Origin of the sequence: Actinoplanes solisilvae, assembly GCF_003999975.1 — a bacterium.
GTDB lineage: Bacteria > Actinomycetota > Actinomycetes > Mycobacteriales > Micromonosporaceae > Actinoplanes > Actinoplanes solisilvae.
Map to the genome: position 1 here is coordinate 233,186 of NZ_RJAC01000008.1, position 26,697 is coordinate 259,882.

At 68.7% G+C, this 26,697-nt stretch carries 25 protein-coding genes, 9 tRNA genes and 1 pseudogene; 18 read left to right on the plus strand and 17 right to left on the minus strand.

The genetic code is table 11. From position 1 onward, the window contains the following. Positions 1 to 2 precede the first annotated feature (2 nt). From EER30_RS22210 to EER30_RS47235, 9 genes are all read right to left on the minus strand, one after another. Positions 3 to 75: transfer RNA gene (locus EER30_RS22210), tRNA-Lys, on the minus strand. Position 76: 1 nt separating this feature from the next. Continuing rightward, positions 77 to 153, minus strand: a tRNA-Ile gene (locus EER30_RS22215). A gap of 6 nt (positions 154 to 159) precedes the next feature. Then, positions 160 to 232, minus strand: a tRNA-Ala gene (locus EER30_RS22220). A gap of 18 nt (positions 233 to 250) precedes the next feature. Then, positions 251 to 323, minus strand: a tRNA-Leu gene (locus EER30_RS22225). Positions 324 to 327: 4 nt separating this feature from the next. Further along, positions 328 to 400 (minus strand) — tRNA-Thr (locus tag EER30_RS22230). 14 nt (positions 401 to 414) lie between these two features. Beyond that, positions 415 to 487: transfer RNA gene (locus EER30_RS47230), tRNA-Leu, on the minus strand. A 5-nt stretch (positions 488 to 492) separates the two neighbouring features. Continuing rightward, a tRNA-Gly gene (locus EER30_RS22235) sits at positions 493 to 566 on the minus strand. A 3-nt stretch (positions 567 to 569) separates the two neighbouring features. Beyond that, a tRNA-Thr gene (locus EER30_RS22240) sits at positions 570 to 642 on the minus strand. 14 nt (positions 643 to 656) lie between these two features. After that, positions 657 to 716: transfer RNA gene (locus EER30_RS47235), tRNA-OTHER, on the minus strand. A gap of 954 nt (positions 717 to 1,670) precedes the next feature. Between EER30_RS47235 and EER30_RS22245 the strand changes: the two genes are divergently transcribed. The 3 genes from EER30_RS22245 to EER30_RS22255 all read left to right on the plus strand — a co-directional run bounded on the left by EER30_RS22245 (position 1,671) and on the right by EER30_RS22255 (position 4,300). Next, positions 1,671 to 2,096: a VOC family protein gene (locus tag EER30_RS22245; protein ID WP_127502423.1), complete on the plus strand. Its 426-nt coding sequence runs from the start codon at positions 1,671 to 1,673 to the stop codon at positions 2,094 to 2,096. Continuing rightward, positions 2,093 to 2,845: an SDR family NAD(P)-dependent oxidoreductase gene (locus EER30_RS22250; protein ID WP_205650350.1), complete on the plus strand. Its 753-nt coding sequence runs from the start codon at positions 2,093 to 2,095 to the stop codon at positions 2,843 to 2,845. Before EER30_RS22245 ends, EER30_RS22250 begins: the two co-directional genes overlap by 4 nt. 78 nt (positions 2,846 to 2,923) lie before the next feature. Then, a complete protein-coding gene (locus tag EER30_RS22255; RefSeq protein WP_240670226.1) occupies positions 2,924 to 4,300 on the plus strand; it encodes an NAD(P)/FAD-dependent oxidoreductase in 1,377 nt (458 codons plus the stop codon). Here EER30_RS22255 and EER30_RS22260 read toward each other — a convergent pair. Next, positions 4,277 to 5,431 (minus strand): NAD(P)/FAD-dependent oxidoreductase, encoded by a 1,155-nt coding sequence (locus EER30_RS22260; RefSeq protein WP_127502425.1) that lies wholly within the window; start codon positions 5,429 to 5,431, stop codon positions 4,277 to 4,279. The genes EER30_RS22255 and EER30_RS22260 overlap by 24 nt on opposite strands. Positions 5,432 to 5,536: 105 nt before the next feature. On the opposite strand from EER30_RS22260, the gene EER30_RS22265 reads away from it, so the two are divergent. From EER30_RS22265 to EER30_RS22275, 3 genes are read left to right on the plus strand one after another with little or no spacing between them, the layout of a single operon-like run. Next, positions 5,537 to 6,256: an SDR family oxidoreductase gene (locus EER30_RS22265; RefSeq protein ID WP_127502426.1), complete on the plus strand. Its 720-nt coding sequence runs from the start codon at positions 5,537 to 5,539 to the stop codon at positions 6,254 to 6,256. An 11-nt stretch (positions 6,257 to 6,267) separates the two neighbouring features. Then, positions 6,268 to 7,038 (plus strand): enoyl-CoA hydratase-related protein, encoded by a 771-nt coding sequence (locus EER30_RS22270; protein WP_127502427.1) that lies wholly within the window; start codon positions 6,268 to 6,270, stop codon positions 7,036 to 7,038. An 11-nt stretch (positions 7,039 to 7,049) separates the two neighbouring features. Then, complete coding sequence (locus EER30_RS22275; protein ID WP_127502428.1) at positions 7,050 to 7,802, plus strand: hypothetical protein; 753 nt, start codon at positions 7,050 to 7,052, stop codon at positions 7,800 to 7,802. A gap of 37 nt (positions 7,803 to 7,839) precedes the next feature. Here EER30_RS22275 and EER30_RS49425 read toward each other — a convergent pair whose 3' ends face one another. Further along, positions 7,840 to 7,965, minus strand: a complete 126-nt coding sequence (locus EER30_RS49425) for a hypothetical protein (protein WP_255436775.1) — start codon at positions 7,963 to 7,965, stop codon at positions 7,840 to 7,842. 190 nt (positions 7,966 to 8,155) lie between these two features. On the opposite strand from EER30_RS49425, the gene EER30_RS22280 reads away from it, so the two are divergent. After that, positions 8,156 to 9,505 carry a glycosyl hydrolase family 18 protein gene (locus EER30_RS22280; RefSeq protein WP_127502429.1) on the plus strand — a complete coding sequence of 450 codons (1,350 nt, stop codon included), beginning with the start codon at positions 8,156 to 8,158 and terminating at the stop codon, positions 9,503 to 9,505. A gap of 81 nt (positions 9,506 to 9,586) precedes the next feature. Here the strand turns inward: EER30_RS22280 and EER30_RS48830 are convergent, their stop codons facing one another. The 3 genes and pseudogenes from EER30_RS48830 to EER30_RS22290 form a co-directional block, all read right to left on the minus strand. Further along, complete coding sequence (locus EER30_RS48830) at positions 9,587 to 10,429, minus strand: Sco1979 family transcriptional regulator (RefSeq protein WP_240670241.1); 843 nt, start codon at positions 10,427 to 10,429, stop codon at positions 9,587 to 9,589. Positions 10,430 to 11,119: 690 nt separating this feature from the next. After that, positions 11,120 to 11,866 (minus strand): annotated as a pseudogene (locus EER30_RS48835) (ATP-binding protein); the annotation flags it as partial. Then, positions 11,748 to 12,632: a hypothetical protein gene (locus EER30_RS22290; RefSeq protein WP_127502431.1), complete on the minus strand. Its 885-nt coding sequence runs from the start codon at positions 12,630 to 12,632 to the stop codon at positions 11,748 to 11,750. The gene EER30_RS22290 and the pseudogene EER30_RS48835, both read right to left, overlap by 119 nt. Before the next feature lie 287 nt (positions 12,633 to 12,919). Between EER30_RS22290 and EER30_RS22295 the strand changes: the two genes are divergently transcribed. Next, positions 12,920 to 13,099 carry a hypothetical protein gene (locus tag EER30_RS22295; protein ID WP_127502432.1) on the plus strand — a complete coding sequence of 60 codons (180 nt, stop codon included), beginning with the start codon at positions 12,920 to 12,922 and terminating at the stop codon, positions 13,097 to 13,099. 50 nt (positions 13,100 to 13,149) lie between these two features. On the opposite strand, the gene EER30_RS22300 is transcribed toward EER30_RS22295, so the two are convergent. Further along, positions 13,150 to 14,088: an EamA family transporter gene (locus tag EER30_RS22300; RefSeq protein WP_164842444.1), complete on the minus strand. Its 939-nt coding sequence runs from the start codon at positions 14,086 to 14,088 to the stop codon at positions 13,150 to 13,152. Positions 14,089 to 14,891: 803 nt separating this feature from the next. Here EER30_RS22300 and EER30_RS22310 point away from each other — a divergent pair. Both EER30_RS22310 and EER30_RS22315 read left to right on the plus strand, forming a co-directional pair. Next, positions 14,892 to 15,944, plus strand: a complete 1,053-nt coding sequence (locus EER30_RS22310) for a sensor histidine kinase (protein WP_127502434.1) — start codon at positions 14,892 to 14,894, stop codon at positions 15,942 to 15,944. Next, positions 15,941 to 16,591, plus strand: coding sequence for a response regulator (locus tag EER30_RS22315; RefSeq protein ID WP_127502435.1), 651 nt, complete (start codon positions 15,941 to 15,943; stop codon positions 16,589 to 16,591). The genes EER30_RS22310 and EER30_RS22315 overlap by 4 nt, the downstream gene beginning before the upstream one ends. Positions 16,592 to 16,594: 3 nt before the next feature. Here the strand turns inward: EER30_RS22315 and EER30_RS22320 are convergent, their stop codons facing one another. Beyond that, on the minus strand, positions 16,595 to 16,840 hold the full coding sequence (locus EER30_RS22320) for a DUF6582 domain-containing protein (RefSeq protein ID WP_127502436.1): 246 nt from the start codon (positions 16,838 to 16,840) through the stop codon (positions 16,595 to 16,597). Positions 16,841 to 16,896: 56 nt separating this feature from the next. Between EER30_RS22320 and EER30_RS22325 the strand changes: the two genes are divergently transcribed. The 5 genes from EER30_RS22325 to EER30_RS22345 all read left to right on the plus strand — a co-directional run bounded on the left by EER30_RS22325 (position 16,897) and on the right by EER30_RS22345 (position 23,455). Continuing rightward, positions 16,897 to 17,994 (plus strand): FAD-dependent monooxygenase, encoded by a 1,098-nt coding sequence (locus EER30_RS22325; RefSeq protein WP_127502437.1) that lies wholly within the window; start codon positions 16,897 to 16,899, stop codon positions 17,992 to 17,994. A 32-nt stretch (positions 17,995 to 18,026) separates the two neighbouring features. Beyond that, positions 18,027 to 19,355, plus strand: coding sequence for a peroxidase family protein (locus tag EER30_RS22330; protein WP_127502438.1), 1,329 nt, complete (start codon positions 18,027 to 18,029; stop codon positions 19,353 to 19,355). An 81-nt stretch (positions 19,356 to 19,436) separates the two neighbouring features. Continuing rightward, positions 19,437 to 21,788, plus strand: coding sequence for an ATP-binding cassette domain-containing protein (locus EER30_RS22335; protein WP_127502439.1), 2,352 nt, complete (start codon positions 19,437 to 19,439; stop codon positions 21,786 to 21,788). A gap of 6 nt (positions 21,789 to 21,794) precedes the next feature. Continuing rightward, entirely contained in the window at positions 21,795 to 22,778 is a 984-nt protein-coding gene (locus EER30_RS22340; protein ID WP_127502440.1) for a phosphotransferase family protein, read from the plus strand. Between the two features lie 17 nt (positions 22,779 to 22,795). Then, positions 22,796 to 23,455: a hypothetical protein gene (locus EER30_RS22345; RefSeq protein ID WP_127502441.1), complete on the plus strand. Its 660-nt coding sequence runs from the start codon at positions 22,796 to 22,798 to the stop codon at positions 23,453 to 23,455. Here the strand turns inward: EER30_RS22345 and EER30_RS22350 are convergent. Further along, a complete protein-coding gene (locus EER30_RS22350) occupies positions 23,388 to 23,966 on the minus strand; it encodes a hypothetical protein (RefSeq protein WP_127502442.1) in 579 nt (192 codons plus the stop codon). The two genes, EER30_RS22345 and EER30_RS22350, sit on opposite strands and share 68 nt — an antisense overlap. 819 nt (positions 23,967 to 24,785) lie before the next feature. Between EER30_RS22350 and EER30_RS22355 the strand changes: the two genes are divergently transcribed. The 3 genes from EER30_RS22355 (at position 24,786) to EER30_RS22365 (ending at position 26,639) form a co-directional block, all read left to right on the plus strand. Beyond that, positions 24,786 to 25,433, plus strand: a complete 648-nt coding sequence (locus EER30_RS22355) for a hypothetical protein (protein ID WP_127502443.1) — start codon at positions 24,786 to 24,788, stop codon at positions 25,431 to 25,433. A 64-nt stretch (positions 25,434 to 25,497) separates the two neighbouring features. Beyond that, complete coding sequence (locus tag EER30_RS22360) at positions 25,498 to 26,163, plus strand: hypothetical protein (RefSeq protein WP_127502444.1); 666 nt, start codon at positions 25,498 to 25,500, stop codon at positions 26,161 to 26,163. Next, entirely contained in the window at positions 26,160 to 26,639 is a 480-nt protein-coding gene (locus EER30_RS22365; protein WP_127502445.1) for a hypothetical protein, read from the plus strand. The genes EER30_RS22360 and EER30_RS22365 overlap by 4 nt, the downstream gene beginning before the upstream one ends. The last annotated feature ends 58 nt before the right edge of the window (positions 26,640 to 26,697 follow it).

The following is a 26,697-nucleotide window of genomic DNA, read 5'->3' on the forward strand; positions in this document are numbered from 1 at the left end:
AGTGCGCCGCCGGGGAATCGAACCCCGAACCCACTGATTAAGAGTCAGTTGCTCTGCCAATTGAGCTAGCGGCACCTGGTGTCGCCGGGTGGGATCGAACCACCGGCCTCCGCCTCATCAGGGCGGCGCTCCGACCTGCTGAGCTACGGCGACATCGCGTGGACCCGGCCGGGGTTGAACCGGCCACCTCCGCTGTGCGAGAGCGGCGCTCTACCTGATGAGCTACGAGCCCTGGCATTCCGTTGACGCGTACCCGGAGCGCGATTCGAACGCGCACTGGCGCCGTCCTGAGCGGCGTGCCTCTGCCATTGGGCTACCCGGGCGGGAAGCCGGCGGCGGGGCTCGAACCCGCAGCCTGCCGATTACGAGTCGGCTGCACGACCAGTCGTGCTGCACCGGCGTCTGTCACGTGCGTGCCCTCGGCGCGATTTGAACGCGCACTGTCGACGTTCTCGACGTCGTGCCTCTGCCGTTGGGCTACGAGGGCGGAAAAGCGGTCGGCCGGGATCGAACCGGCGGCCTCCACCTTGGCGGGGTGGCGCTCTGCCTGACTGAGCTACAACCGCGTGAGCCGTCGGCCAGACTCGAACTGGCCACCTCTGTCGTACCGGGACAGTGCTCTACCCGATGAGCTACGACGGCTGGTGTTTCATGCGTGGACCTGGGCGGATCCGAACCGCCGACCCCCGGTCGGGGCCGAGCTGCGCCACAAGCCCGTTCATCCGTCCGGAACCCCCGAGTCGAACGGGGTGTCTCACGCTCCCAAGGCGCGCGGGTTGCCGTCTCCCTCGCTCCGGATTGTTTGTGCCATCCGCTGTGTAATTGTCAAATAAATGCGCAGCAAGAATCGACTCACGGCGCTTTTTCGATCGTTGGCGGAATAGAAAAAGCCGCCGGTCCCTGATCGGGGCGGCGGCCTGGTCGTTGCCAGCTCTCGCTAGCAGCGCCACCGCGCCCTGTGGGTCTTGACCTGGAGTGCATGGGTGCCGATCAGCGTGGTCAGCACACACTCGGCACCCGGCTTGAGCCGCGGTAGCGTAATCGTGGCGTGCCGCGACATCGGTCTCTCCTATCCCGTGGTGGTCGGTGGTGATGACTACGTTAGATCGGTCGCGGCGGGATGGCAACGCTATTTATTTACTCTTTCCTGAGGCGCGCGGAATTGGCACGCGGCGCGCCGGTCGTGAATTGCTTCGGCACTGTCGCTGCACTGCTGATGGGCATGGGTGTGGATAACCCCCGGGTCGCTGGTACGCGGCCTGTGGACAACGCGCGGAGCCGGCGAGCCTCCGGGTCCAGGTCTGTGCCGGGAAGCTCAGCGCAGGCATTTGGTTCGCGTGGCCTGTCACGGTGACCGGTCGGCTCGCTGCGCGGCTGGCTGTTTCCAGGAGCCAGGCCCTTCCCCGCTTGATCATGGATGTTGATCGTTGATGTAGGGGTCTCGCTCGTGGTTCAGGGGCCTAAATCCAGGAGATGCCTGCAACCCCTCCCCGCCCGAGACAGCTCACAAGCCCTCGGCCGGAGACAGCTGAGGACAGACCACCACGGCTTGTCGCGTCGCGGCGTATGGTCGATCTCCCGTGGGGATGGTGGCCCCGGGTGGCACAGCAGGGAGTCGTAGGGGGCGGGCGCCGGCTCGGCGGGCCGTTCTTGGTCGAAGGAGTCGCGTAATGGGCAGCAGCAGGCCGGCGGTTCACCTGGCCGTCCCGGTGGATGATCTGGGGGCCGCGCGGGCCTTCTACGGCGGCGTCCTCGGCCTCAGCGAGGGCCGGTCCAGCGATCACTGGGTCGACTGGAATCTGCACGGGCATCAGCTCGTCACCCACGTGGTGTCCGGGCCGGTGCGGGCGGTCGGCGACAGCGAGGTCGACGGGCATGAGGTGCCGATTCCGCACTTCGGGCTGCTGCTGACGGCCGATGCGTTCCACGCGCTGGCCGAGCGGCTTCGTCAGGCCGGGACGACGTTTCTGATCGAGCCCTACCTGCGGTTCCCGGGCGAGCCGGGCGAGCAGTGGACGATGTTCTTCCGCGATCCGGCGGGCAACGCGCTGGAGTTCAAGGCGTTCCGCGACGAGGGCCAGGTGTTCGCCCGATGAGCGGGCGGCGGGTTCTGGTGACGGGGGCGTCACGCGGCATCGGCCGGGCCGTCGCGGTCGCGTTCGCCGCGCGGGGCGACCGGGTGGCGGTCCACTACGGCTCAGACCGACAAGAGGCCGAGACCACCATCCGTACGATGGAAGGCTCTGGACACGCGCTGGTCAGCGGTGACCTCGGTGACCCGGAAACGGCGCGGCAGGTCGTGGAGACCGCCGTCGACGAGCTGGGCGGAATCGACGTGCTCGTCAACAACGCGGCCATCGCCCCCGATCCCGGAAACCAGCACGACGTCGCGCTCGTCGGGTGGGAAGAGTGGCAGCGCGTCTGGAAACGCATGATCGACGTCGACCTGCTCGGGGCGGCGCACGTGACCTACTGCGTCGCCAACTACCTCATCGACGAGAAACGACCGGGCAGCATCGTCAACGTCGGTTCGCGGGGCGCCTATCGCGGTGAGCCCAGTTTCCCGGCGTACGGTGCCGCGAAGGCCGGTCTGCACGCGTTCGGGCAGTCGATGGCGGTCGCGCTCGCGCCGTACGGGATCTCGGTCGCCTCGGTGGCGCCGGGCTTCATCGGGACCGAGCGTCAGCAGTCCAAGGTGGACGAGTCGATCAGGGGGCAGAGCCCGTTCGGCCGGGTCGGAACCCCCGAAGAGGTCGCCGCGGCCGTGCTGCATCTCAGCTCCCCCGAGGCGGTCTGGTCGTCGGGCGCCGTGCTCGACTTGAACGGAGCCTCCTACCTGCACTGACAGGTGTCGATCGCTGCGGCTATCGTGGAGGGCCGACGAATGGGGGCGCCGCCGATGTCCGCTGCACGTAGGTTCGCCGTGATCTCGACATCCGAGCGCCCCACCGGGCAGCGTGTGCTGTTCCGGCAGGCGGTCGTGATGGGCGGCAGCATCGCGGGTCTGATGGCCGCCCGGGTCCTGAGCGGCCATGCCGAGCAGGTGCTCATCGTCGAGCGCGACGATCTGGCCGCGCTCGACCAGCCGGACGAGCGTCTGGCCGCGGGTCCTGTCGAGCCGCGGCCGGGGGTTCCGCAGGGCAGCCAGGTGCACGCCCTGCTCCCGTCGGGCCTGAATCAGCTCGAGCGCTGGTTCCCCGGCTTCATCGACGCGGCCCTGGCCGCCGGAGCGGTCAACCCGCCGCCCACGACCAACCGGTTCTACCTCGACGGCAAACTGCGCGCGGATCCGCCGAGCGGCCCGGCCGCCCAGGCCGGCCTCATCTCCAGCCGCCCGTTCCTCGAAGCCCTGATCCGGCACCGGGTTCTGAGCATCCCGAATGTCACGGCGATCCAGGGCCGCGCCGACGGCCTGGTCCTGGACGGCGCAAGGGTGGTCGGGGTGAAGAACAGGGACGCCGAGATCCCGGCGGATTTCGTCGTCGACGCGACCGGCCGCTCCAGCCGGCTCGGCGACTGGCTCGACGGCCACGGCTTCCCCAAACCGCCGATGCAGCGCATGGGCATCAAGCTCAACTACGCCACCGCGCTGTTCTCCCGCCCGGCCGACGCCGAGGTGTGGACCTGCATCTCGATCGCCAACCCCGGTCCCGGCAAGGTCGCCCGCATCGGCGGCTTCACCCCGATCGAGGGCGACCGCTGGACGGTCCTGGTCTCCGGCTACGACGGCGACCGTCCGGGGCGCGACCACGGCGAGTTCCGGCAGCGCTGCGTCGACGACTTCCCGCCCGAGTTCGGCGAGGTCGCCACCACCCGCGAACAGGTCAGCGATGTCATCACCTACCACCAGGCCGACAGCCGCCGCCGCGACTTCCACAAGCTCAGCCATTTCCCGGCGCGCCTGGTCGCGGCCGGCGACGCCGTCGCGTCGTTCAACCCGGTCTACGGCCAGGGCATGACCTCGGCGACGCTGCACGCCTCGGCGCTGTCGGAGTACCTGCGCGGCGACCCCGACCTGAACCGCCCGGCCCGCTCCTATTTCGCGGACGTGAAGGTCGTCGTGGACGCGGCCTGGCAGGTCTCGACGATGGCCGACCTGGCTCTGCCGCACGTCGACGGCCCCTACCCGCGCGGTTATCGGGCGCTCAAGCTGGCCAGCGGCCTGATCTTCAAGGCGTCGATGCGCGACCAGCGGGTCAATCAGCGGCTGGGCCAGGTCACCACGATGCTCGCGCACCCGAGCGCGCTGGCCGAGCCCCGGTTCCTGCTGCGGGCGCTAGCGGCCGGTGCTCGGGGCTGACACCCAGTCGCGGCCGAACCAGCGGCGGATGCGGTCGCGGCCGAACGCGGTCTTGTCGGCGGCGAGCTCGGCGGACGGGCCGATGAGCGCGCCGATCGGGCGCTGCCCGGCGACGAACTTCACGTCGACCTTCGCCACCTGGTCGGTGCCGAACTCGAGGTAGCAGACGCCGCGGCCGTCGTACTCGGTGCCGTCGGGCGAGCCGTGCAGCGACGCCAGGATGCGCGCGGCGACCACGGACGCCTGGCCCTCGGCGAACACTCCGGCTTTGGGTGTGCCGACGCTGGTGACATCGCCCACGGCGTACACCTGGGGGTAGGCGGTTTCGAGGGTCAACGGGTCGACCGGGATCCAGCCGTCGACGGTCATGCCCGATTCGGCCACGACCCGGGGCGCCTTGTGCTGCGGCACCCCGAGGAACAGATCGTACGGAAGCTCGGTGTCATCGCTGAGGATGGCGACCTTCCGAGCCGGGTCCAGGGCGCGTACGAGCCGTTCGGGCACCCAGTCGATGCCACGTTCCTCGAAGGCGGCGAGCACGGCGATCGACGCGTCGGGCGACGGAGGGATCGGCGTCCCGAGCGGCATGACCAGCGTGATGTCGGCCGGCAGCCCGCGCGAGGTCAGGTATTCGTGGGTGAGCAGCGCGGTCTCGCTCGGCGCGGGCGGGCACTTGAACGGCGTCGACGTGACCGCCACGACGACCCGGCCGCCCGGGAACTCGGCCAGCGCGTCGGCGGCGGCGAACGCGCCCGGCACGGTGTAGAACTCGTGGCCGCCCTCGAGCAGCCCCGGCGTCGCCGACGGGTCAAGGTCGGCCCCGAGCGCGACGACGAGAACGTCCGCCTCGAACGGGCCCGCGCTGGTCTCCACACGGCGAGTCACCGGGTCGATGGCGGTGATCTCGGCGCTCACGAACCGTACGCCCGGATTGACCAGATCGGCGTAGCCGTGCAGCACCTGGTCGGGCGCGGCCCGGCCGAACATCACGTCGAGCTTCGAGTAACCGAAGACGAACCCCTCGGCCCGGTCGACGAGGATGACCTCGAGGCTCTCGGGGGAAGCGGCCAGAGTCGTCGCCAGCTCGAGGCCGCCGAACCCGGCGCCGAGCACCACCACACGCGTTGTCACCTGCGCAGACTATCCGGCCTGTCGCCCGCGCCACACGCTGTCACGTTCGGTTTCGCCCCCTCGTCCTTGCTGCGAACACCGACACGACGGGAAGGACGAGACGCAATGAGGATGGCGGTGGCCGGAGGAACCGGCTGGGTCGGCAAGCTGGTCGTGGCCGAGGCGCGACGGCGCGGGCACGAGGTCGCGGTGATCTCGCGCTCCCACGGCGTCGACCTGACGACCGGGGCGGGCCTCGACGACGCGCTGCGGGGCTCCGACGTCGTGATCGACGTGACCAACATCGAGACCCTCAGCGGCAAGACCGCGACCGAGTTCTTCGAGACCGAGACGCAGACCCTTCTCGCGGCCGAGACCAAGGCGGGCGTACGACACCACGTCGTCCTCTCCATCGTCGGTGTGGACCGGGTCGGCACCGGCTATTACACCGCGAAGCGCCGTCAGGAGGAGCTCGCGCTGGCCGGGCCGATCCCCGCGACGGTGCTGCGGGCCACGCAGTTCTACGAGTTCGCCGAGCAGATGCTGGGCCGTGTCCCCGGCCCGGTGAAGCTCGCGCCGTCGATGCTGACCCGGCCGGTCGCCGCCGCCGACGTCGCCGCCGAGCTGGTCGGACTCGCCGAGGGTCCCGCTCAGGGGCACGCCCGCGATCTGGCCGGCCCCGAGGTGCTGAAGATGCCGGACATGATGCGCCGGCTGGCCAAGGGCAAGCTCGTGCTGACCGTTCCGGCCGGTAAGGCGATGGCGAGCGGCGGCCTGCTGCCCGCGGGCGAGTTCACCAGCGGCAAGATCACCTTCGAGCAGTGGGCGGCCGCCCGGGCCGGGTAGGGTCGCTGCTCGTGCCAGAGATCGTCACGGAGACGCGCGACGGCGTCGGGCGGGTCACGATGAGCAACCCCGCCCGGCGTAACGCGCTGTCGACCGCCATGCTCGCCGCGCTCGACACCGCCGTACGCGGAATGGACGCCGACCCCGCCGTGCGCACCATCGTGCTGTGCGGCGCCGGGGACACGTTCACGGCCGGCGCGGACATCTCGGAGTTCGCGGCCCACCACGACTCGTCCGCCGCCCGCGAAACCTGGGAGCGCACGCTGACCGGGCTGTTCGAGACGCTGAGCGGACTGACCACGCCGCTGATCGCGATGATCCGCGGCCACTGCTTCGGGGCGGGCATGGCGCTGGCGCTCAGCGCGGACATCCGCGTAGCCGCTTCGGGCAGCCGTTTCGCGATCCCCGCGGCCCGGCTCGGCATCGGCTATCCGTTCGCGCTCGCGCAGACACTCGTCCACGTGGTCGGACCGGCCAACGCCGCCGACATGCTGTACACCGCGAGGGCGTACGCGGACTCGGAAGCCCTGTCGGCCGGCCTGGTCAACCGCCTGGTCCCCGACGCCGAACTCGAGTCCGACGTGCAACGCACCGCGGCCGCGATCGCCGCGAACGCGCCCCTGGCCGTGCGCGCCGCCAAGGCGGCAATCAAGGCCGCGGCCCACCCGTCGCTGGTCGAACGGGCCCACGAGCTGATCGCCGCGACGGTCGGCTCCCACGACGAACGCGAAGGCCAGCGGGCGTTCATGCAGAGACGCGCGCCGTCCTTCGAGGACCGTTAAGGTCGCTCTCCATGGATGTCGCCGCCACGTTCCTCGCCGAGATCGACGCCCGTCAGCCCGGCGCGCTCGAAGGCCTGTTCCTGCACGGCTCACTCGGCTGGGGCGAGTTCTACGAGGGCAGCGACGTCGACTTCGTCGGGGTGTGGGCGCAGCCGCCCGACCACGCCGCGCTCGCCGCCGCGCACGAGGCCACCAAGGGCCGGCACCCGTCGGTGGTCTTCGACGGCTTCCACTGCTCGGCTCTCGACCTGGCCGGCTCGGCACTGGCCGTGGGCCGCCGCCCCGCGTTCTTCCAGGGCACGTTCGACCCCTCCGGCAAGATCGATATCAACCCGGTGACCTGGCACGAGCTCGCCGAGCGGGCCGTCGTCATTCGCGGGCCGCTGCCACCGGTCCACACCGACAAGGCCGAGCTCCGCGACTTCACGCGCGACAACCTGGACACGTACTGGCGCTCGACGATCACGCAGGTCGAAGAGGCCGGCATCGCTGCTTTCGGGCGGCACGACCCGTCGATCGCCTGGGTCGTGCTCGGCGTCGCGCGCCTGCACCACCTGCTGGCCAAAGACGAGCTCACTTCCAAGAGCGGAGCCGGCCGCTACATCCTCGAAGACATGGACCCGCGCTGGCACCGCCTGGCCACCGATGCCCTGCGCATCCGCGAACGCCCCACCGGCAGGTCCCCCTACGACGACCTGGCCTACCGAGGTCAGGAGGCGTACGACTTCCTCCGCTGGACAGTCGCCGACGGCGTCGGCCGGTAGGCGCAACTCCGAACGCCGCGTCCAGGGTGACGGGCGCTTACCGCTGCCAGCGGTAGGGCGTTGTTGTCGAGACGTTGATCAGGCCGGATCGTTCAAGGATGGGACGGGAGTCGCTGCGAAGCTGCTCGTCGTAGGCCGCCAGAAGATGCGCCGTGTTGATCATGGCCGTCACAGTGGGTCCGGCGAGGCCGCGGAAGCAACTCTTTCCAGCCGGCATCCAACGACCGCGGCGAACATTGACTTACTTCACTTCTTGTATTGACGAATATTAGTAAACCTTCCTAATATTTGGTGGCCCGGTAGTCATCCCCACGGCGCACCCCCCGCGCCGGACATGAAGGGTCACCATCCCCATGACCATCTCGAAAAGGTGGGCGGCCGCGCTCGTTGCCGCCGTCGGCACGCTCACCGCACTCTCGGTCCCCAGCCAAGCCCAGGCCGCCGTCCTGCCCAACGGATTCAAGAGCGTCGGCTACATGCCGTCGTGGGCCGGCAGCGTCACCAGCATCCAGTACTCGAAGCTGACCCACATCAACTACTCGTTCGCGCTTCCCAACTCGAACGGCACCCTCCAGCCGATCGAGAACACGGCGAAGCTCCAGCAGCTCGTCACCCTCGGCCACCAGAACAACGTCAAGGTCTCGCTGGCCATCGGCGGCTGGAACGACGGCAACGACTCCGCCTTCGAGTCGTTCGCCGCGAGCGCCGGCGGCCGCACCACGTTCACCAACAGCGTCATGAGCGTCGTACGGCAGTACGGCCTCGACGGCGTCGACATCGACTGGGAATACCCCGACCCGGGCCAGTCCGGCAACAACTACACGGCCCTGATGCAGCAGCTCAGCACGGCCCTGCACAACGAGGGCAAGCTGCTCACCGCCGCGGTCGTCAGCGAGGGCGGCACGGCCAACGGCGTACAGCCCGCGGTCTTCGGCGTCGTCGACTGGCTCAACATCATGGCGTACGACGGTGGCAGCCCCCACGCGAACTACGACTGGTCGATCAACGCCGCGAACTTCTGGAAGAACCGCGGCCTGCCCAAGGCCAAGACCGTCCTCGGCGTGCCGTTCTACAGCCGCCCCGGATACCTGACCTACGCGCAGCTCGTCGCGCAGGACCCGGCCAACGCCAACCGCGACTGCACCCCGTCCGGCGAGTGCTACAACGGCATCCCGACGATCAAGCGCAAGACGCAGTGGGCCCTGGCCAACGCCGGCGGCATCATGAACTGGGAGCTCTCGCAGGACGCGACCGGCGCCAACTCGCTGGTCAGCGCCATCTACGACACTGTCATGGGCGGCACCACTCCCCCGCCGACCGGTCGCACCGGCCGCATCACGGGCATCGGCGGCAAATGCGTCGACATCGCCTCGGCCAGCAGCGCCAACGGCACCGCCGTCCAGCTCTACGACTGCAACGGCACCACCGCCCAGACGTGGACGGTCGGCACCGACGGCACCATCCGCGGCCTGGGCAAGTGCCTCGACGTCGCCGCCGCCGGCACCGCGAACGGCTCGCTCGTGCAGATCTACGACTGCAACGGCACCGGCGCCCAGCAGTGGCAGGCGCAATCCAACGGCACCCTGCGCAACCCGACCAGCAACAAGTGCCTCGACGCCTCCAACAACTCCTCCGCCAACGGCACCCGCCTGCAGATCTGGGACTGCTTCGCCGGCGCCAACCAGCGCTGGGTCCTGCCCTGACCTGACCGTTCATCGGCCCGCCCCTCGTACGGGGGGCGGGCTTTTGTCAACCACACAACCGTCCCCAGCGGGCGACGCTCACTAGAACCGGCCTACCTCGTGCAGCATTTTCTCCAGGATCTCCCTGGTGTGTTCGGCCGGCTCGGCTTTCAGACAGACCCGTTCCAACACCCTCGCGTACTGTTCGACGTCCTTGCGCTGGTCCAGATAGATCGCGCTGGTGAGCTGCTCGAGATAGACCACGTCCGGCAACTCGGGCTCCGGAAACCGGAGGATCGCGAACGAGCTGCTCGCCGCAGAATGTCCACTGTCGTAGAACGGGATGATCTGCAGGCGCACGTTCGGCATCTCCGACGCCTGGATGAGGAACTCGATCTGATCTTTCATCACGTCGACGCCACCTATCGGCCGGCGCAGCACGGCCTCGTCGATGACCGCCCACAAATGCGGTCCACCGGGCCGGTGCAGAATCTGCTGCCGCTGACGGCGCAGCTCGACCCGCTTGTCGATCTCGTCCGGCATGACACCGGCATGACCGAGCATGATGATCGAGCGGGCGTAGTCCGGCGTCTGCAGCAAGCCCGGCACAAACTGAATCTCGTAGACGCGGATCAGCCTGGCCGCCGCCTCGAGACCCAGATAGGACTGGAACCAGCCGGGCATGACGTCACTGAACTGCTGCCACCAACCTCCGGTATTGGCCTGGCGGGCCAGCACGAGCAGCGCCTCACGCTCGTTGCCGTCGCTCACTCCATAGAGGCTCAGCAGGTCGCTGACGTCGCGCTCCTTGAAGCTGACGCGGCCGAGCTCCATCCGGCTGATCTTGGAGGCGGAAGCCCGGATTTCCCACCCGGCGTCTTCACGAGTGATGGCCTTGGCCTCGCGCAGGCGACGGAGTTGAGTCCCGAGCAGGATACGAAGCACGGTCGGGCCGCCGTCGGGGACGCCACTCGCTTGTTCCCTGGGCCGCTCGCTCGGGACCGCGCCGGCTTGCCGGTCGTGGCCGACCGCGGGCCATTCCCCGGTCCATCGCCGCAGGCGACGCACGGTGGCGGCGTCCAATCCCGCGTAGACGGCCCGGCGGACCAGGTCGTGTTCGAATGACAAACCCTGGGGGCCCCGTACGAGTATCCCGGCCGAGACCGCCTCCTCGATCAGCTCGAACAATTGGCCCACCGGGGCGCCGCCCAGCCGGCGAGCGACGGCAAGGTCGAGTGGTTGCAGAACCGAGGTGACACGCAGCAGCCACTGACTGCGCTCGGGTCGGTCGCGTAGCCCGTCCTGAACCGTCTCCACCAACAACGGCGGCAACTCTTCGCCGAGAAGAACAGCGGTTCTCGCGTCGACCGAGAGTTGCCCGGTCGCCAGCAAGGAGGACACCAACTGCTCGATCCGTGAAGGCAGACCGCCGCTGATGGCCGCGAGTGCCCGTACGGTGTCGTCCACGACCACGCCGAGAAGGTCGGCGCACAGCAGAGAGGCCGCGTAGTAGTGCAAGAGCACCAGCTCCATACGGTCAGCGCCGTTCGCAACGAGCCAGTCGAGCGTTTGTGAACCCGCCGTTGGGGCTGCTGATCGTCGGCGAGCGAACAACCAGCGCACCGGTGAGGAGACGAGAGCGGGGACGAGTTTCCGGACTGCCAGAGCGCTGAGCCTGTCCATCCAGTGCGCGTCATCGACGATGATGAGCAGGGGCCGCGCAGCCGTGTATCGCGCCAACGACTCTTGAATTCTGTGAATCCTGGAGTCCGCATCGAGTCGCGGGTCCTGCGGCTGAGCCAGCCAGTCGAACGAGCTAGACGGCGGAGTGGAGGCCAGTAATGCCTGACTGAGCGTGGCCAGCGGTGCCTCCTGGTCGTGCTGGGAGCTCTGCAGGGCGGCGACGGAGATGTCCCGCTCCTCCGCAAGGACTGCCGCCGCTCGCAACAACCGGGATTTGCCGATACCGGCCTCCCCGGACACGACGAGGCAGCCGCCCGTTCCCCCCGCCGTCTCCTCCAGGGCCCGACGGATCTGTTCTGTCTCCTTCGCACGCCCGACGAGATACCCGCTCGGCTGCGACCGCGCGTGACCGAGGCCGCTGACAGTCCGGCCGACCACCGCCGGCCTGACGGATGCAGCGGCGGAGGCACGACGTACACGCTCGAGGTCGGCCGCAGAGGTTCGCTGACGCAGTTGGGAGGCTCCCGGGCGGCCGAGGGAAGAACGTTGCAGCAGCCGCTCGAAGCTCTCGAACTGCTCCTCATTGCTGTTCACCGGACTCACCCCCGAGTAGCTCCTGTTCCTTCTTGCGCCACCGGTGCACCACGCCCTCCACGGCACGAATCGAGGCCTCGTCGAGTAACTCGACGATCTCCTCATAGCTGTAGCCCTGAAGCTTCAACGTCAGGATCGGCCGAATCCGATGACCTGCCCGGTCTAGACAATCGCGAATCGAGAGATCGCCGATGACAACGGCTTCCGGCCCCGACGCCTTATCGGGGCCGGAAAAGAGTTCCAAGTCGTCGTCGTTCTGCAGCAGGAGCGGATTGCCTCGTCGGCGGCGTCGCCATGCGCGCAGCTCGTTCGGAAAGAAGAAGACACAGGCGCCCAGGAAGTAGGTGCTGAGACAAGCTCCGCCGTCAGGTCTCCAGACCTCGGTTATCAACGCTTTCTCACGGAACCACGGCAAGGCCTTGGCGACGATGATATCGGCGAGGTCGTCCCGGGCGTGCGCGTCGCGGCACAACTGGTCGATCTCCTCGGCGGACGGCTCGAGATCGAACCCACGGGCCGCGGTTCGCCGGAAGATCTCGCCCGAGTGCATCCACGCGCGAAGCACAGCCAGGGCATATCGCGCGAGTTCGTCGGCGAATCTTTCGTAGAGGGGACCCGCGAAGTCGACGGCTGTGAGCGCCGAGACCAATTCCTGGTCCGCTGAGCAACGCTGTTCGTTCTCCTGCCACGTGCGGACCCCTTCGGCGCCGGCGAACGCCATCTCGTCCAGAAGCTGAGCCGCAGGTGTCTCGGTATCGAGGCCGAGAGGAATCTCCGGCTCGGGCCGATCGCTGCATCGCGGATCGGCCGGATCTTGCTCAGCCTGGGCGCCGTCGCCGCCTATCACCACCGTCGCCCTCTCGGTCGCCACTCGTCGGGCCGGACCCGGCAGGTGGGATCGGCTTTCATCGCCGGGCGCCCCGTTGCGCCGTAGATGAAGACGTTCCTTGTAAGTACAGGGGCCGGATTCACCCCACGCGCCCTGTCGCCCTTCCACCCGACCGGGGGATCCCCACGTGGTCGCGCCCCTTGGCTCGTGGGTTTACCTGCTGCTTCGGACATACAGACGACGTCCACAAACCATCCTGTATGGAGGCAATCGATGGCGTCATCACCTGCGAGGAAGCTCACCACCGTCGATCGCGAGAGCGTGACAGCGTGACGAACATGCTGCCGTGGGTATTGGTCATCCTGCTGCTGTCGCTGTTGTGTGCGGTCACGACACACCACCTTTGGCTGTCCCGAGGAGGCACTTCATTGCAGGCACTCGGCGCCTCCGGCACCGCTGGCGCAGCTACCTTCGGCATCGGGATAACCCTGCTCAACACCTTGAACTAGATCCTGCGATCACGGCGGTAGGTGCGTGAGGTGAGGATGCGCGAGGAGCCTCATCTTGCCAAGCAGGCGACCGCGAAGAGGGCGGCGAGGACGCCGTACAGGTGCACGGTGTGAAGTCGCTCGCGCAGCAGCGACCGGCTCAGCAGGAGGGTAATCGCCGGGTAGAGGGAGGCCACCACCGCCGCCGGGGCCAGAGCTGACGCGGCGGCCACGATGAAAGCCGCGTCGGCCACGGCGTCGGCGACCCCTACAACAGAGATCGAGACGGCGGCACCCACGCTGATCGGTAGCACCAGTCGACGACGCGACCGAAGCTGGGTGGACGCCACAGCCGGTTTCGCCTCAGACGACGAGGTCGGGGCCGGGGCTGGGCAGGCGGTACGGGTCCGGGCTCGGGCAAGGACAACAGCCAAGGCTACGGCTGCCACGCCGGCGATGATGCGGGCCAGGGCCACTGACCAGAACTGGTCGGCCGCACCGGCCTCGTGCAGCAGGACGAAGTAGACGCCGAAGCCCAGGGCGGCGCCTATCGCGCACAGGTCGGCCAATCGGCGCGAGCGAGTGCGAGCGGCGCCGGTGCCGGCGTCGGCGGACACGGGCCAGCTCGACATGGTGACGCCGGCCAGCCCCACCACGACACCGACCGCAGCCAGGACGCCGAGACGTTCGCCGTGCAGGAGGCCCCAGACGACCGGGACCAGGGCGGCGACGGCGGCGATCGGGGCGACCACGGCGAGGGAACCGTCGCGCATCGCCCGGTAGAGCAGCCCCATCGCGGGCAGGCCGACAAGTCCGGCGGCGACGCCAAGAAGCAGGCGGGGGTCGTTCGGCGGGGGAAGGCCGCGTACCGCCACTGCCACGAGCGCCAGCAGCATGGCCGCGAGCTTCGAGCCGATCAGGATGGTCAGGACCGGCAGACGGCGGGCGAGTAGCCCGGCCAGGAAATCGGAGAGTCCCCACGCTACGGCCGCGAGGACTGCGGCCGTCATCGCCCAACCCACGTCTGTCAGGTGTTCCGGTTGTCACGGCGGGATACGCAAGTAGGCATGCGGTGATGATGCCGACCGCAAAGCCGCAGGTCAGTCCCTCGATCAGGGCCGTCCCGTCAGGGGACCCCCGAACTAGCGGGTCGGCCTCGATGGGAGGAGCTGCGACGGGAGGAACAGCAGCGGCGGGGAGGGGGCGGCGCCGAGTGCGGGAGCCGGGTACGCGACCCCACGGCTTGTAGACCGAGAGCACGGTGGCCACACTCAACAGGGTCAGCGACACGATCGGGGGCATGATCAGGCTGCTCGTGTCGAAGCCCGGGTCGGCACCGGCGGCGACCTCGACGCCGTACGCCTGAATCGCCGACATGCCGGGCCGCAGCAGGATCAGGATCAGGGTGCAGAGCGCGACGTTGAGCACCAGCTTCACGGCCACCCACCAGTAGCGGATCAGCCCCCACCGCGTCCCGGCGCCGAGCACGACGCCTGTCGCCAGGCAGATCAGGCCCGAGATCAGCATCGGCCACACCACGAACGTTCCGAGCGCCTGATAGGCCAGCCCGCGCCGCGCGGGATCGTCGCTGAGCCCGCCGACGCCGACGAGCACTGCCACGAGCACGTCGACGCCGATCCAGGCGCCGGCCGACACGATGTGCAGCACGAGCCACAGCTTGCGATGCGCGGGCTTCAGAACCATGCGGCCAGCGTGCGCGAATCCGGGATCCGGCGAATCCGTTCCGGGGCGGCTGCCCGCGTACGCCCTCCGTCGTACGCAAGGAGGCCGTGCTCGTGGCACCGTGTGGGGCATGCGCACCCGTGACCTGGTTGTTCCCAGTGTGCTGGCGGCCGTCGGGCTGGCGGGGACGATCCCGGTCTTCGACCTCGCGGGACGGCCCGTCGAGGTCGCCGCGGTGGTCCTCGTGCTCGCCGCTGCTTCCGTGACCGTCGCCGCCCGCCGATGGCCCGGCCCGGTCCTGCTGGCCGTCGCCGCGATCACTTCGGTCTATCTGGTCGCCGGCTACCCGTACGGGCCGATCTTGCTCTCGTTCGGTGTCTCCGTCTTCACGGTGGCCCGGCGGCTGCCGATCCCGGAGGCGCTCGCCTGGTCCGTGCCCGCCCTGGTGCTGCTGCTCGTGCACGTTTCGACGACCGGGGTGGAAGGGATCGTGCCCGGCCTGGCCTGGGTGGTTGTGCCGTTCACGCTGGGTGCCGCCCGCCGTTCGGTCGTCGAGGCGCAGGCGAAGCAACGGGCCGAGTCTGAGCAACGGGCCGCTGACGCTGAGCGCCTGCGGGTCGCCCAGGAGGTGCACGACGTGGTCGGCCACGGGCTGGCGGCGATCCAGATGCAGGCCGACATCGCGCTGCACCTGCGCGACAAACGCCCCGAGATGGCTGTCGAGGCGCTGACCGCGATCAGTGCCGCCAGCGCCGAAGCCCTCGACGAGCTGCGGGCGACGTTGGCGGCGCTCACCACCCCGGCTCCTGGCCTGGCGAAAGTGGACGACCTGGTCGCCCGGGTCCGCGGCGCCGGTGTGGACGTCGATCTGACCGTGGACGGCGCTCCGAGCCCGCTGCCCGCGGCTGCCGATGTCGCCGCCTATCGGGTGCTGCAGGAGGCGTTGACTAATGTCGTGAGGCATTCGGCGCGTCCGCGGGCGCGGGTGACGATCAGACATCGTACGGAATGGGTTGATCTGTCGGTCTCGAACCAGGCGCTCGGTCGGGGGCACGTCGACGGCTTCGGCATCACGGGCATGCGCCGCCGGATCGAGCAGGTCGGCGGCACGCTGACGGCCGGGCACGAGGATCCGGTGGCCTTCGCCGTGCACGCCGTGATCCCGAGGGAGCGCCGGCCGTGATCACTGTGCTGCTGGCCGACGACCAAGATCTCGTACGCCTGGGTCTGCGGGCTTTGTTCGAGGCGTCCGAGGACTTCGCCGTGGCCGGTGAGGCCGCCGACGGTCTGGCCGCCGTGGCCGAGACCCGCCGCACCAGGCCCGACGTCGTGCTGATGGACATCCGCATGCCCGGCATCGACGGCCTCGAAGCCACTCGCCGCATCGTCGCCGATCCCGCTCTGACCGGCACCCGCGTCGTCGTCCTGACAACCTTCGAGCACGACGAGTACGTCTTCACGGCCTTGCGCGCCGGGGCCAGTGGCTTTCTGCTGAAGAACACGAGCCCGCCGGCGCTGCTCGACGCGGTCCGCACGGTCGCCGACGGCGGCGCCCTGCTCGCGCCGTCGGTCACCCGTACGCTGATCCGCGAGTTCACCGGCCTGGCCCCGCGCGCGGTCACCCCGCACCCGCAGCTCGACCGCCTCACCGAGCGGGAACGCGAGATCGTCACCCTGGTCGCCGCGGGCCTGAACAATCACGAGATCGCCGAACGCCTGCTGGTCAGCCCGGCGACGGCCCGCACCCACGTGAGCCGCTCGATGACCAAACTCGGCGCCCGCGACCGTGCTCAGCTGGTCGTGTTCGCCTACCAGTCAGGCCTCGCCTGAAGATCAGGGTTTGCCCAGCTCGCGCCAGCTCTTCTCGCTCACCTCGACGCCGAACCTGTCCGCGGCCCGCTTGATCCGTTTGAAGGCCTCGTCGCGTTCCGCGTCGGTGACGTCCTTGACCTGGTCGAAGCGGGCCAGCGCGTTACGCACGTGCTTGGCGTCGCTCAACGGTTCCTTGCGTTCGCGGGGGAACGCGAAGGCGCTCTCGGGCAGCGCGTTGCGGTCCTCGGCGTCCAGTTCATCGGCCATGTTCCGGTCCTACCCGTCAGCCCCATGAAGTAAGCAGCCAGGGCACCATCGGAGATATGAGCAGAGTCGCCATCATCGGGGCCGGCGTCGGCGGCCTCGCCACCGCCATCGGGCTCCAGCGCCGCGGCCACCAGGTCACCGTCTTCGAGCGCGCGCCCGCCGCCACCCAGGTCGGCGCGGGCCTGTCGCTGTTCGGCAACGCCTTCGCGGCCCTCGACCAGATCGGCGTGGGCGACGCCGTGCGCGCGGTCTCGGGCCCGCAGCACCACCTGAAGGCCGGGCAGCGCCGCCGCGACGGCCGTTGGCTGGCCACGATCCCGCCCGACGCGGTCCGCGAGCTGCGCCTGGTCCACCGGGCCGACCTGCACCGGGTGCTGCTCGACGCGCTCGACGACGGCACCGTGCTCTTCGACCGAGAGGTCGGTGAAGAGCCCGAGGGGTACGACGTCGTGGTCGCCGCCGACGGCCTGCGCTCCCGCACGCGGCGGGGGTGGCCCGGCGATCCCGGCCTGCGCTACAGCGGCTACACGAGCTGGCGCGGCGTCACCAGCGGCCCGGTCGACCTGCGCGGCGAGGCCGGCGAGAGCCTCGGGCGGGGCGAGCGGGTCGGGCTCGCGCCGCTGCCCGACGGGCGCGTCTACTGGTTCGGCGCGGTCACACTGCCGCAGGGCACGACCTATCCCGACGAGTACGCCGAGGTCCGCCGCCGCTTCGGCGGCTGGCACGCACCGATCAGGTCCGTGCTGGAGGCGACCGATCCCGCCGCGGTCGTGCGCACCGACATCCACGATCTGGCCCGCCCGCTGCCGACCTTCCGGCGGGGCACGACGGTGCTGCTCGGCGACGCCGCCCACGCCATGACCCCCGACCTGGGCCAGGGCGCCGCGATGGCCCTGGAGGACGCGGCCACCCTCTCCCACCTGCTCACGACCCTGAGCGTCGAAGAAGCCCTCGATGTGTACGACCGGGAGCGCCGCCCGCGAACCCAGGCGATCGCCCGGCGCGCCCGGGCGCTGGGCCGTCTGCTGCAGAGCCGGAGCCCCCTGCGCGACCTGGCGCTGCGGTTCACCCCAGCGCCGGTCGCCGCACGTCAGCTGCGTGTCGTACAGCACTTCACCCTTCCGGTCACGGGGGGCGATGGTGTCCGGTCATAGATGACAGACCTTTTCCATCCCCGGGAGTGATCATGAACCACTGCCTCAGCCTGGTGCGGGCCGTCGACCGGCCCACCGGGGCGGCTCGCTACGGCCGGATGTTCCCCGGCCTCGAGCCCCTCGGCACTGATCCCCAACTGCTGATGCGCGCCGGCGACACCGGCGGGGTCTGTGACGCCGCCGCCGTCCTGGACGAGCTGACCCCCGCCGGCGACGACGCCGCGGGGGCCGCCGGATGGCCGTTCTTCGGCCAGCTGATCGCTCACGACATCACCGCCGACCGCTCCGCCCTGATGGGCGGCGTCGACACCGGGGCGCTCAAGAACGCCCGCGCCCCCATGCTCAACCTCGAGATGCTCTACTCCGACGGGCCGATCGGCTCGCCCTTCCTGTTCGACGCGAACGACCCGGCCAAGTTCCTGCTCTCCCCCGACGGCTTCGACGTGCCGCGCAACCAGCAGGGCGTGGCCCTGATCGGCGACCCGCGCAACGACTCGCACCGCTTCGCGCTGACGCTGCACGTCGCCCTGCTCCAGGCGCACAACCGGATCGTCGACTACCTGCGGGCGTACCGGAGGGTTCCGGAGTCCCAGGTCTTCGAGTCGGCCCGGACCTCGCTGACCTGGCACTTCCAGTGGATCATCGTGCACGATTTCCTGCCCCGCCTCGTCGGCGCCGAGCTGGCCAAGGAGGTGCTGACCGAGGGCAACCGCTGGTTCCTCCCGAAGACGCGCGACGCGTTCATCCCGCTCGAGTTCGCCGACGCGGCGTTCCGATACGGCCACGGCCAGATCCGGCACACCTACCGGCTGGTCGAGGGCGGGCCGGCGGTGCCGCTCTTCCCCGACCTGGTCGGCTTCGGCGCGCTCGAGGCCGATCAGCGCATCGACCTGGCCCAGATCTTCGACGTGCCCGGCCGTCCGGCGGCCCAGCGCGCCAAGCGCCTCGACGGCCGCCTCGCGGCCAGCCTGATCGGGCTGCCCACGGCCATCACGGGCGCGGTCGACACCGAGGCCTACCGGTCGCTGGCGGTTCGTGACCTGCTGCGCGGTGAGACGACCCAGCTCCCCAGCGGCGAGACCGTGGCCCGGCTGCTGCAGATCAAGCCACTCGACCCCGACCAGCTCGGCGAGGACTGGGCGCACGGCACGCCGCTGTGGTTCTACATCCTCAAGGAGGCCGAGCACCTGGGCGACGGCGGCGAGCGTCTCGGCCCGGTGGGTGGACGCATCGTGGCCGAGGTGCTGCTGGGGCTGCTGCGAGCCGACCCGGCGAGCTTCCTGAGCCTCGAACCCGACTGGCTGCCGGTCATGCCGGCCCGCGGCGATTCCTTCGGCCTGGCAGACTTGCTCGTCCCCTGACCTTCATCAGGAATCAAGAAGCAGGTCGGCTGCCGTGCCGCCTAGCATTCCCGGGGGAAGCCGACGAACGAGGGAGCCGGGATGCACGACGCCGACAGCCACGACATGATCCGCGTGCACGGGGCACGCGTGAACAACCTCAAGGACGTCAGCGTCGAGATCCCGAAACGCCGGCTCACGGTCTTCACCGGCGTCTCGGGGTCGGGCAAGAGTTCCCTGGTCTTCGGCACGATCGCCGCCGAGTCGCAGCGGCTGATCAACGAGACCTACAGCGCGTTCCTGCAGGGGTTCATGCCGTCGATGGCCCGGCCCGACGTCGACGTGCTCGACGGGCTGACCACGGCGATCCTCGTCGACCAGGAGCGGATGGGCGGCGACGTCCGCTCCACGGTCGGCACGGCCACCGACGCCAACGCCATGCTGCGCATCCTGTTCAGCCGGCTCGGGAAGCCGTACATCGGTTCGCCTCAGGCCTTCTCGTTCAACATCGCCTCGGTCAGCGGGGCGGGCGCGGTCACCCTGCAGAAGGGCGGCCGCGAGGTCAAGGAGAAGCGCACGTTCAGCCTGCTCGGCGGCATGTGCCCGCGCTGCGAGGGGCGCGGCTCGGTCAACGACATCGACCTGACCGAGCTGTACGACGAGAACAAGTCGCTGAACGAGATGGCGATCAAGATCCCCGGCTACAGCATGGAGGGCTGGTTCGGGCGCATCTTCCGCGGCGTCGGCTACTTCGACCCCGACAAGCCGATCAAGAACTTCACCAAGAAGCAGCTCGACGACCTGCTCTACAAGGAGCCGACCAAGGTCAAGATCGAGGGCATCAACCTCACGTACGCGGGTCTCGTGCCCTCGATCCAGAAGTCGATGCTCTCCAAGGACATCGACGCCCTTCAGCCGCACATCCGCGCCTTCGTCGAGCGGGTCGCGATCTTCAAGACCTGCCCCGACTGCGACGGCACCCGCCTGAGCGAGGCCGCCCGCTCCTCGAAGATCAAGAAGGTGAGCATCGCCGACTGCTGCCAGATGCAGATCAGCGACCTGGCCGAGTGGGTGCGCGGGCTCGACGAGCCGTCGGTCGCGCCGCTGCTGACCGCGCTGAGCGAGACCCTCGACTCGTTCGTCGAGATCGGCCTGGGCTACCTGTCGCTCGACCGCCCCTCGGGCACCCTGTCCGGCGGCGAGGCCCAGCGTACGAAGATGATCCGGCACCTCGGGTCGGCGCTCACCGACGTCACGTACGTCTTCGACGAGCCCACGATCGGCCTGCACCCGCACGACATCCAGCGCATGAACAACCTGCTCGTGCAGCTGCGCGACAAGGGCAACACGGTGCTGGTCGTCGAGCACAAGCCCGAGGCCATCGCGATCGCCGACCACGTCATCGACCTGGGGCCGGGCGCGGGCAGCGCGGGCGGCGAGGTCGTCTACGAAGGCAGTCTCGAGGGGCTGCGGGCCAGCGACACGCTCACCGGCCGCCACCTGGAATACCGGGCCACGCTCAAGGAGAAGGTGCGGCAGCCCGCGGGCACGCTCGAGGTGCGCGGCGCCGACAGCCACAACCTGCGCGACGTCGACGTCGACATCCCGCTCGGCGTGCTCACGGTGATCACCGGCGTGGCCGGGTCGGGCAAGAGCTCGCTGATCCACGGCTCGGTGGCGCCGCTCGAGGGCGTCGTCGCGGTCGACCAGGGCGCGATCCGGGGCTCCCGGCGCAGCAGCCCCGCGACGTACACGGGTCTGCTCGAACCGATCCGAAAGGCGTTCGCCAAGGCCAACGGGGTGAAACCGGCCCTGTTCAGTGCGAACTCCGAGGGCGCCTGCCCGAACTGCAACGGCAACGGCGTCATCTACACCGACCTCGGCGTGATGGCGAGCATGTCCACCACGTGCGAGGTGTGCGAGGGGCGGCGGTTCGACGCGTCGGTGCTCGACTACACGTTCGGCGGCAAGGACATCAGCGAAGTGCTGGCGATGCCGGTGACCGAGGCCGAGGCGTTCTTCGGTTCGGGCGAGGCGAAACTTCCGGCGGCCCACACGATCCTGGCGCGGCTGGCCGACGTCGGCCTCGGCTACCTCAAGCTGGGCCAGCCACTGACCACGCTCTCGGGCGGCGAGCGGCAGCGGCTCAAGCTGGCCACCCGCATGGGCGAGAAGGGCGGCGTCTACATCCTCGACGAGCCCACCACGGGCCTGCACCTGGCCGACGTGGAGAACCTGCTCGGCCTGCTCGACCGGCTCGTCGAGTCGGGCAAGTCGGTGATCGTCATCGAACACCACCAGGCGGTCATGGCCCACGCCGACTGGATCATCGACCTCGGTCCGGGCGCCGGCCACGACGGCGGCACGGTCGTCTTCGAGGGCACCCCGGCCGACCTGGTCGCCGGCCGCTCCACCCTCACCGGCGAACACCTGGCGGGCTACGTAAAATCCTGATCCACCATGGAGAGCATCACCAAGAACCGGCAGCCGCCGGGCGTCCTGCGCGCCATGATCGCCGAGGCGTACGGGTCGTCGCAGGTGCCCGACGGCGAGGGCTGGGCGCATGAGCTGGGCCACGGCTGGTTCAACGTGGCCTACCGCGTACGGCTGCGCGACGGCTACCAGGCGGTCCTCAAGATCGCGCCGCCGCCGCGGGTCGAGGTGATGACGTACGAGCGCGGGGCGATGGCCACCGAACTCGCGGCCCTCGCCCTGATCCGCGAGCACACCACCGTGCCTGTGCCCGATGTGGACTTCGCTGACTCTTCTCGATCGCTGGCCGACGCCCCGTGGTTCGCCATGCCCTACATCGACGCCGACAACTTCGGCGCGATCCGGGCGACCCTGTCCCCCATCGAACAGGACAGGTTGGACGACGCCCTGGGCGCGGTGACGCGCGAGCTCAACTCGATCCGCGGCCGGGGTTTCGGCCCGCTCGCAGGACCGTTCGCGGACACCTGGCGGGCCTGTTTCCTGTCCATGATCGAGGGAGTGCTCGGCGACGGTGAACGCCGCGAGGTCGACCTGGGCGTGCCCTACGGTTCGTTGCGCGATCTGATCGCCGCCCACGCCGGCTGCCTCGACGAGGTGACCGATCCCCGGTTCGTCGAGTGGGACCTGTGGGCGAGCAACGTCCTGGTCCGCGACGGCAAAATCGTCTGCCTCATCGACCACGAACGGGCCTTCTACGGCGACCCGCTCATCGAGGCCGGCTTCGTCGCCGCCCAGCTCAAGGCCTTCGGCTCGGCCACGGCCTTCATCCGCGGCTACGGCAAGATCGGCTTCACCGCCCCCGAACGCGACCGCCGCCGCCTCTACAACCTCTACCTGGCCCTGATCATGGTCATCGAGACCGTCTACCGAGGCCACACCGACCCATCCCAGTACGAGTGGTCGCGCGCCCGCCTCGCCGAGGCGCTCGCCCTGTTCGGACCCACCCCCTGAACCGCGCCCTGCTCGGGTTGTCGGCGGCGGCCCTGGGAGGCGCCGCCTTCCTCGCCGATTTCGTGCCCGGCACCGCGGGCCGTGTGGTTGTCACGCTCACCAGCAGCGGACTGGCGTGGGGCGTGGCCGCTCTGATCGGCGGCTTCGGCCAGCGCGACCGCAGGTCGGCCATCACCGTGGCCACATTCCTGCTGCTGTGCGCGACCACTGTCTACTACCTGCTGATCCTCACGGTCAGTCAGCGCTGGCGCGGCGGCCACATCCAGGGCGTCAGCTCCGCCGACCTGCACAGCCTGCTCTCGATGGCTCGCGCCACCGCCTTCTGGACGGTCGCGTCGCTGTGCGCCGGCCCGGTGCTCGGCATGCTCGCCTGGCGCATCCGGGTCGGCGGTCGCCGGGAGAGCGCGGTTCTCACCGGCTTGGCCTTCGGCCTGTTCTCGGCCGAGGCATGGCACGACCTGTTCTTCTACCGGCAGTGGTTGCGGCTGGACGTGTTCGGCATCGGCTGGCTCGTTTCCGGCCTGGCGATCCTGTTGGCCGCCGTGACGACGACCTACCTGGCCCGCCACCGTCCCTCCTCGACCAGGCTCGTCCTGACCTCGGCGGCCCTCAGCGCCGTCGCCGGCACAGCCCTGTGGTGGTCCCTCGAACACGCCCGGGTCCTCGTCTCGGTCTGACCCGGCTCAGTTCAGATGCGGCGACCGGACCTCGGTGCGGCCCTCGGCAATACGCAGAAGGTCCTCGAACGCGGTCGGACCGGCGTGTGAGCCGTGGGACAGGCCCAGCGCGACGGTGAAGGGCACACAGCCCCCCGTCGATGATCAGGCCGGTGAGGCTGTCGTTCTCGGCGTGGCGGCGCAGGGCCTCCTCGGCGACGTCGAGCCGCGTGCGGGTGCGGGCCAGGCGTGACGCCTGGTCGGCGCTGGTCACCGCCAGCACGAGCAGCAGCGCCGCCGGGGCGATCGAACTCAGCAGCTCCCCGCGCAGGGCGAACCCGGCGACCAGAGCCGGCACGACGGCCACCCACGCCACCAGCGCACCCCTTCGGTGGCGACGGGTCGAGGCGTTGAGCAGCACGAAGACCGCGCCGGGCCAGACCTCGATCTGGCCGATCCGGTCGACGCAGGTAAGAACGACATCGGTGACGAGAAGGCCGGAAACGGTCTGCAACAGGGCGAGCGACTGCACGCGCGCCGGGTCGGTTCAGCACCGCCATCACGGTGACGAGCGCGCAGCCGAGGGCCGCCACGACCAGATAGGCCACCGCCGGGCCGACGTGCTTGTCGAACGGGGGGTTGAACACGACACCGGCCGTGGCAACCGCACCGAGCACAGCCAGCACGATCAACGGCGCGAAGCGGGACAACAGACGCACGCCCGCGACGAGACGGCGACGGTTGCGGTCGGGCTCGGGCGGCGCGACGACGGGAAACATACCCAACCCATCGGCGCCCGAAAATCTGACCTTAACGGCGGCGCGGGATAGGGAAGGCCGGCATGGCGAGGTAGCTCGGGCTCACCTCTACCAACGCCTGCGAAGTTCGAAGACGAGGGACTAGCCAGGAACGCGCCTTACACATTCGTGAGCGTCACCCAAAGTAACGATCCTTTAACTGGCAGCAAATTTCGCCGCAATGGAGTTCCGCATCTGACGGCCCAACACGGGAGTCATCCCATAATCGTGTTTACAAATGGGCAACGCGGTCGGCTTGGCTCGTAAATTAGTTTAGCCGGACAACAAATTCGTGCAGATCCTGAACGCATCTTCCGACCTGGGGTCAAGATGATCAAGTGGGCAGCTGCGTAGTGATCTACGCCGCGTTTCGTACACCTGTCTCACGTGGACGATCACTAGCCGGAGGTCTAGACTGCTTGACTGAGCCACGGCGAGGCTCGACGTTGTCGGCTTACGATTCCGAATAGAGGTCGGGTCGAGTGGCGCCACCGAGCGGGGACGATCTCTGGCACGGGCCCGACGACCAATGGCCAAAGCATCAGAATTCATCGATGCGAGAATCCATCGAGCACGCCCGACGAAGTGGATGGCATCTACGCCAGACAGTTGGGCACGGGTATGGCCGAATCTTCTGCCGACGCGTGGAGCGTGGCGGCGCCGTCTGCAAAGTGTCGATTTTCACGACACCACAGAGGCCGGGTGATCGCGCTAAAGACATAGCTCGAGCGGTACGCGACTGCCCGCACCATTTTGCCGACCAAACTGCAGACCTCAAGTACGCCGATGACCTGATCGACAGCGCCGAGAGGCTACTGGACGCTGCGGAGAATTTCCTTGATGCCGAGGCTGCTTCTGTCAGCGCCGCTGAAATTTGGAGAAAGGCCGAAGATCTCATCGATCTGGCATTGATGGACACCGAAGAAGTCGAACGCATCATGGCAGTGGCTCGAGAGTTCGATCTAGAGGCCAGGAGCCTGACCCGCCAGGGCTGGAATCGCGGCACGGAGGCCGGCGTCACAGAAGGGGCCCCCAGCAGCTACGTAGCCGCTGCGGAGAAACGCACGGAAGAAGCTTCAGGCGTCGTCGCCCAGGCTCCCCATCAAGAAGATCCAAAGCTTGTCGCGCTCAAGGTGAAACTTATCGCTACGAAGGGACGCATTGCCGACGTCCGGCTGCGGTTTGGTCACGGCAGGCCGTAACGTGTTGGCATATGCCAACGTTGGCCTTAGCATTACGGGACGAGCTGCGCACCGGGAGGCCCCTTTGTACCGGATTGCCCTGCGTGTCACCGGCGTAGATCTTGACGATGACCAGACCTTCGACACGATCGGCGAGAATCTCAGTCATCTGACGTGGATCGATATCGATGGCCGCACGGTGGCCGTCTTCCACACGGACAGCGATCCGGTCGGAGCCTCGTCGCAGGCGGCTCGTCAGATCGTCTGCTGTTTGAGCGGTGCGCGCGTCGTTGAGGTCGACCAAGATCTCGTTGGCGTGTCCGACATCGCCAAACGCGTAGGCGTAACGCGTGAGGCGGTGCGCCTCTGGGTTGAGGGCAAGCGAGGGCCTGGGGCTTTCCCAAGCCCCGTCGGCTCCTCAGGCGGGGGAGAACGCGGTTCCCAGCGGCTATGGCAGTGGGCCTCGGTGAACGATTGGCTCCGCCACTACAACCTGCACGATGATGAAGAGACGCTGACGGCTGCTCAGGTGGCTGAGGTCAACGCGTCGCTGCATCGTGTCGCCGGCCCGATTGATCGCGAATGGCGCCAGGTTGCCGCCGGGGTTCACGCCAGGATGACGATGCTGCCGACGCACTCAACGGCATCGAGCCTCGGCGGCGAGAATCGCCTCGGCCAGGTCGTCCCCGAGTACTCAGCGGCGACAGCTTGGCATGGGAAGCTCTCGGTGAGGGTTCAGGAGGAGGCGTGACCGAAACCGCCAGGGCCTCAAGCGCTGGGAATGATTCGTCCCTATGGCGAATTATCCAAGGCGTCGAACTGGTCGATGTCCGCGTGACTCGTTGGTACAGCGAGCTTCGGGACTTCGAGGTCAGAGAGATTCAGGAGTTCGATCCCGTTTTCAGTGTCGACTTCCGCAACGACGACGAGACATTGCAGTTCAAATGGGATTTCGACGCGTCCATCAACTCGAAGACCGGGCACCCTGTCGCAGATCTTGGCTTAGGTATCGTACAGACGTTCACCGTCACGGACAGAGACCTCAGACCCTTGATGACGGAGAGACTTATCCACGAATTCGTCGAGAAGACCGCTGTGATATCTATCGTCCCCTTCGTTCGCGAGGCCGTGCAAACGATGACGGTGCGCTTGGGTCTCCCGCCTCTGACTCTGGGTTTGGTTCGCGCGGGGAAGGCAGTGCCGCAGGCTTACAGCGTGCGGCCCTGACCTCAGCGCCACGAGTTGAGCCGTACGGCGCTTTGGGTCAATTTCCCGCGCCACTGTG

What these genes read in the sequence shown, in the direction of transcription:
- EER30_RS22265 (WP_127502426.1), top strand. Translation starts at nt 5,537, where the DNA reads ATGAGGATGGCGGTGGCCGGAGGAACCGGCTGGGTCGGCAAGCTGGTC.
- EER30_RS22335 (WP_127502439.1), top strand. Translation starts at nt 19,437, where the DNA reads ATGCACGACGCCGACAGCCACGACATGATCCGCGTGCACGGGGCACGC.
- EER30_RS49425 (WP_255436775.1), bottom strand. Translation starts at nt 7,965, where the DNA reads ATGATCAACACGGCGCATCTTCTGGCGGCCTACGACGAGCAGCTTCGC.
- EER30_RS22300 (WP_164842444.1), bottom strand. Translation starts at nt 14,088, where the DNA reads ATGACGGCCGCAGTCCTCGCGGCCGTAGCGTGGGGACTCTCCGATTTC.
- EER30_RS22355 (WP_127502443.1), top strand. Translation starts at nt 24,786, where the DNA reads ATGCGAGAATCCATCGAGCACGCCCGACGAAGTGGATGGCATCTACGC.
- EER30_RS22325 (WP_127502437.1), top strand. Translation starts at nt 16,897, where the DNA reads ATGAGCAGAGTCGCCATCATCGGGGCCGGCGTCGGCGGCCTCGCCACC.
- EER30_RS22245 (WP_127502423.1), top strand. Translation starts at nt 1,671, where the DNA reads ATGGGCAGCAGCAGGCCGGCGGTTCACCTGGCCGTCCCGGTGGATGAT.
- EER30_RS22320 (WP_127502436.1), bottom strand. Translation starts at nt 16,840, where the DNA reads ATGGCCGATGAACTGGACGCCGAGGACCGCAACGCGCTGCCCGAGAGC.
- EER30_RS22330 (WP_127502438.1), top strand. Translation starts at nt 18,027, where the DNA reads ATGAACCACTGCCTCAGCCTGGTGCGGGCCGTCGACCGGCCCACCGGG.
- EER30_RS22340 (WP_127502440.1), top strand. Translation starts at nt 21,795, where the DNA reads ATGGAGAGCATCACCAAGAACCGGCAGCCGCCGGGCGTCCTGCGCGCC.
- EER30_RS22275 (WP_127502428.1), top strand. Translation starts at nt 7,050, where the DNA reads ATGGATGTCGCCGCCACGTTCCTCGCCGAGATCGACGCCCGTCAGCCC.
- EER30_RS22280 (WP_127502429.1), top strand. Translation starts at nt 8,156, where the DNA reads ATGACCATCTCGAAAAGGTGGGCGGCCGCGCTCGTTGCCGCCGTCGGC.
- EER30_RS22250 (WP_205650350.1), top strand. Translation starts at nt 2,093, where the DNA reads ATGAGCGGGCGGCGGGTTCTGGTGACGGGGGCGTCACGCGGCATCGGC.
- EER30_RS22310 (WP_127502434.1), top strand. Translation starts at nt 14,892, where the DNA reads ATGCGCACCCGTGACCTGGTTGTTCCCAGTGTGCTGGCGGCCGTCGGG.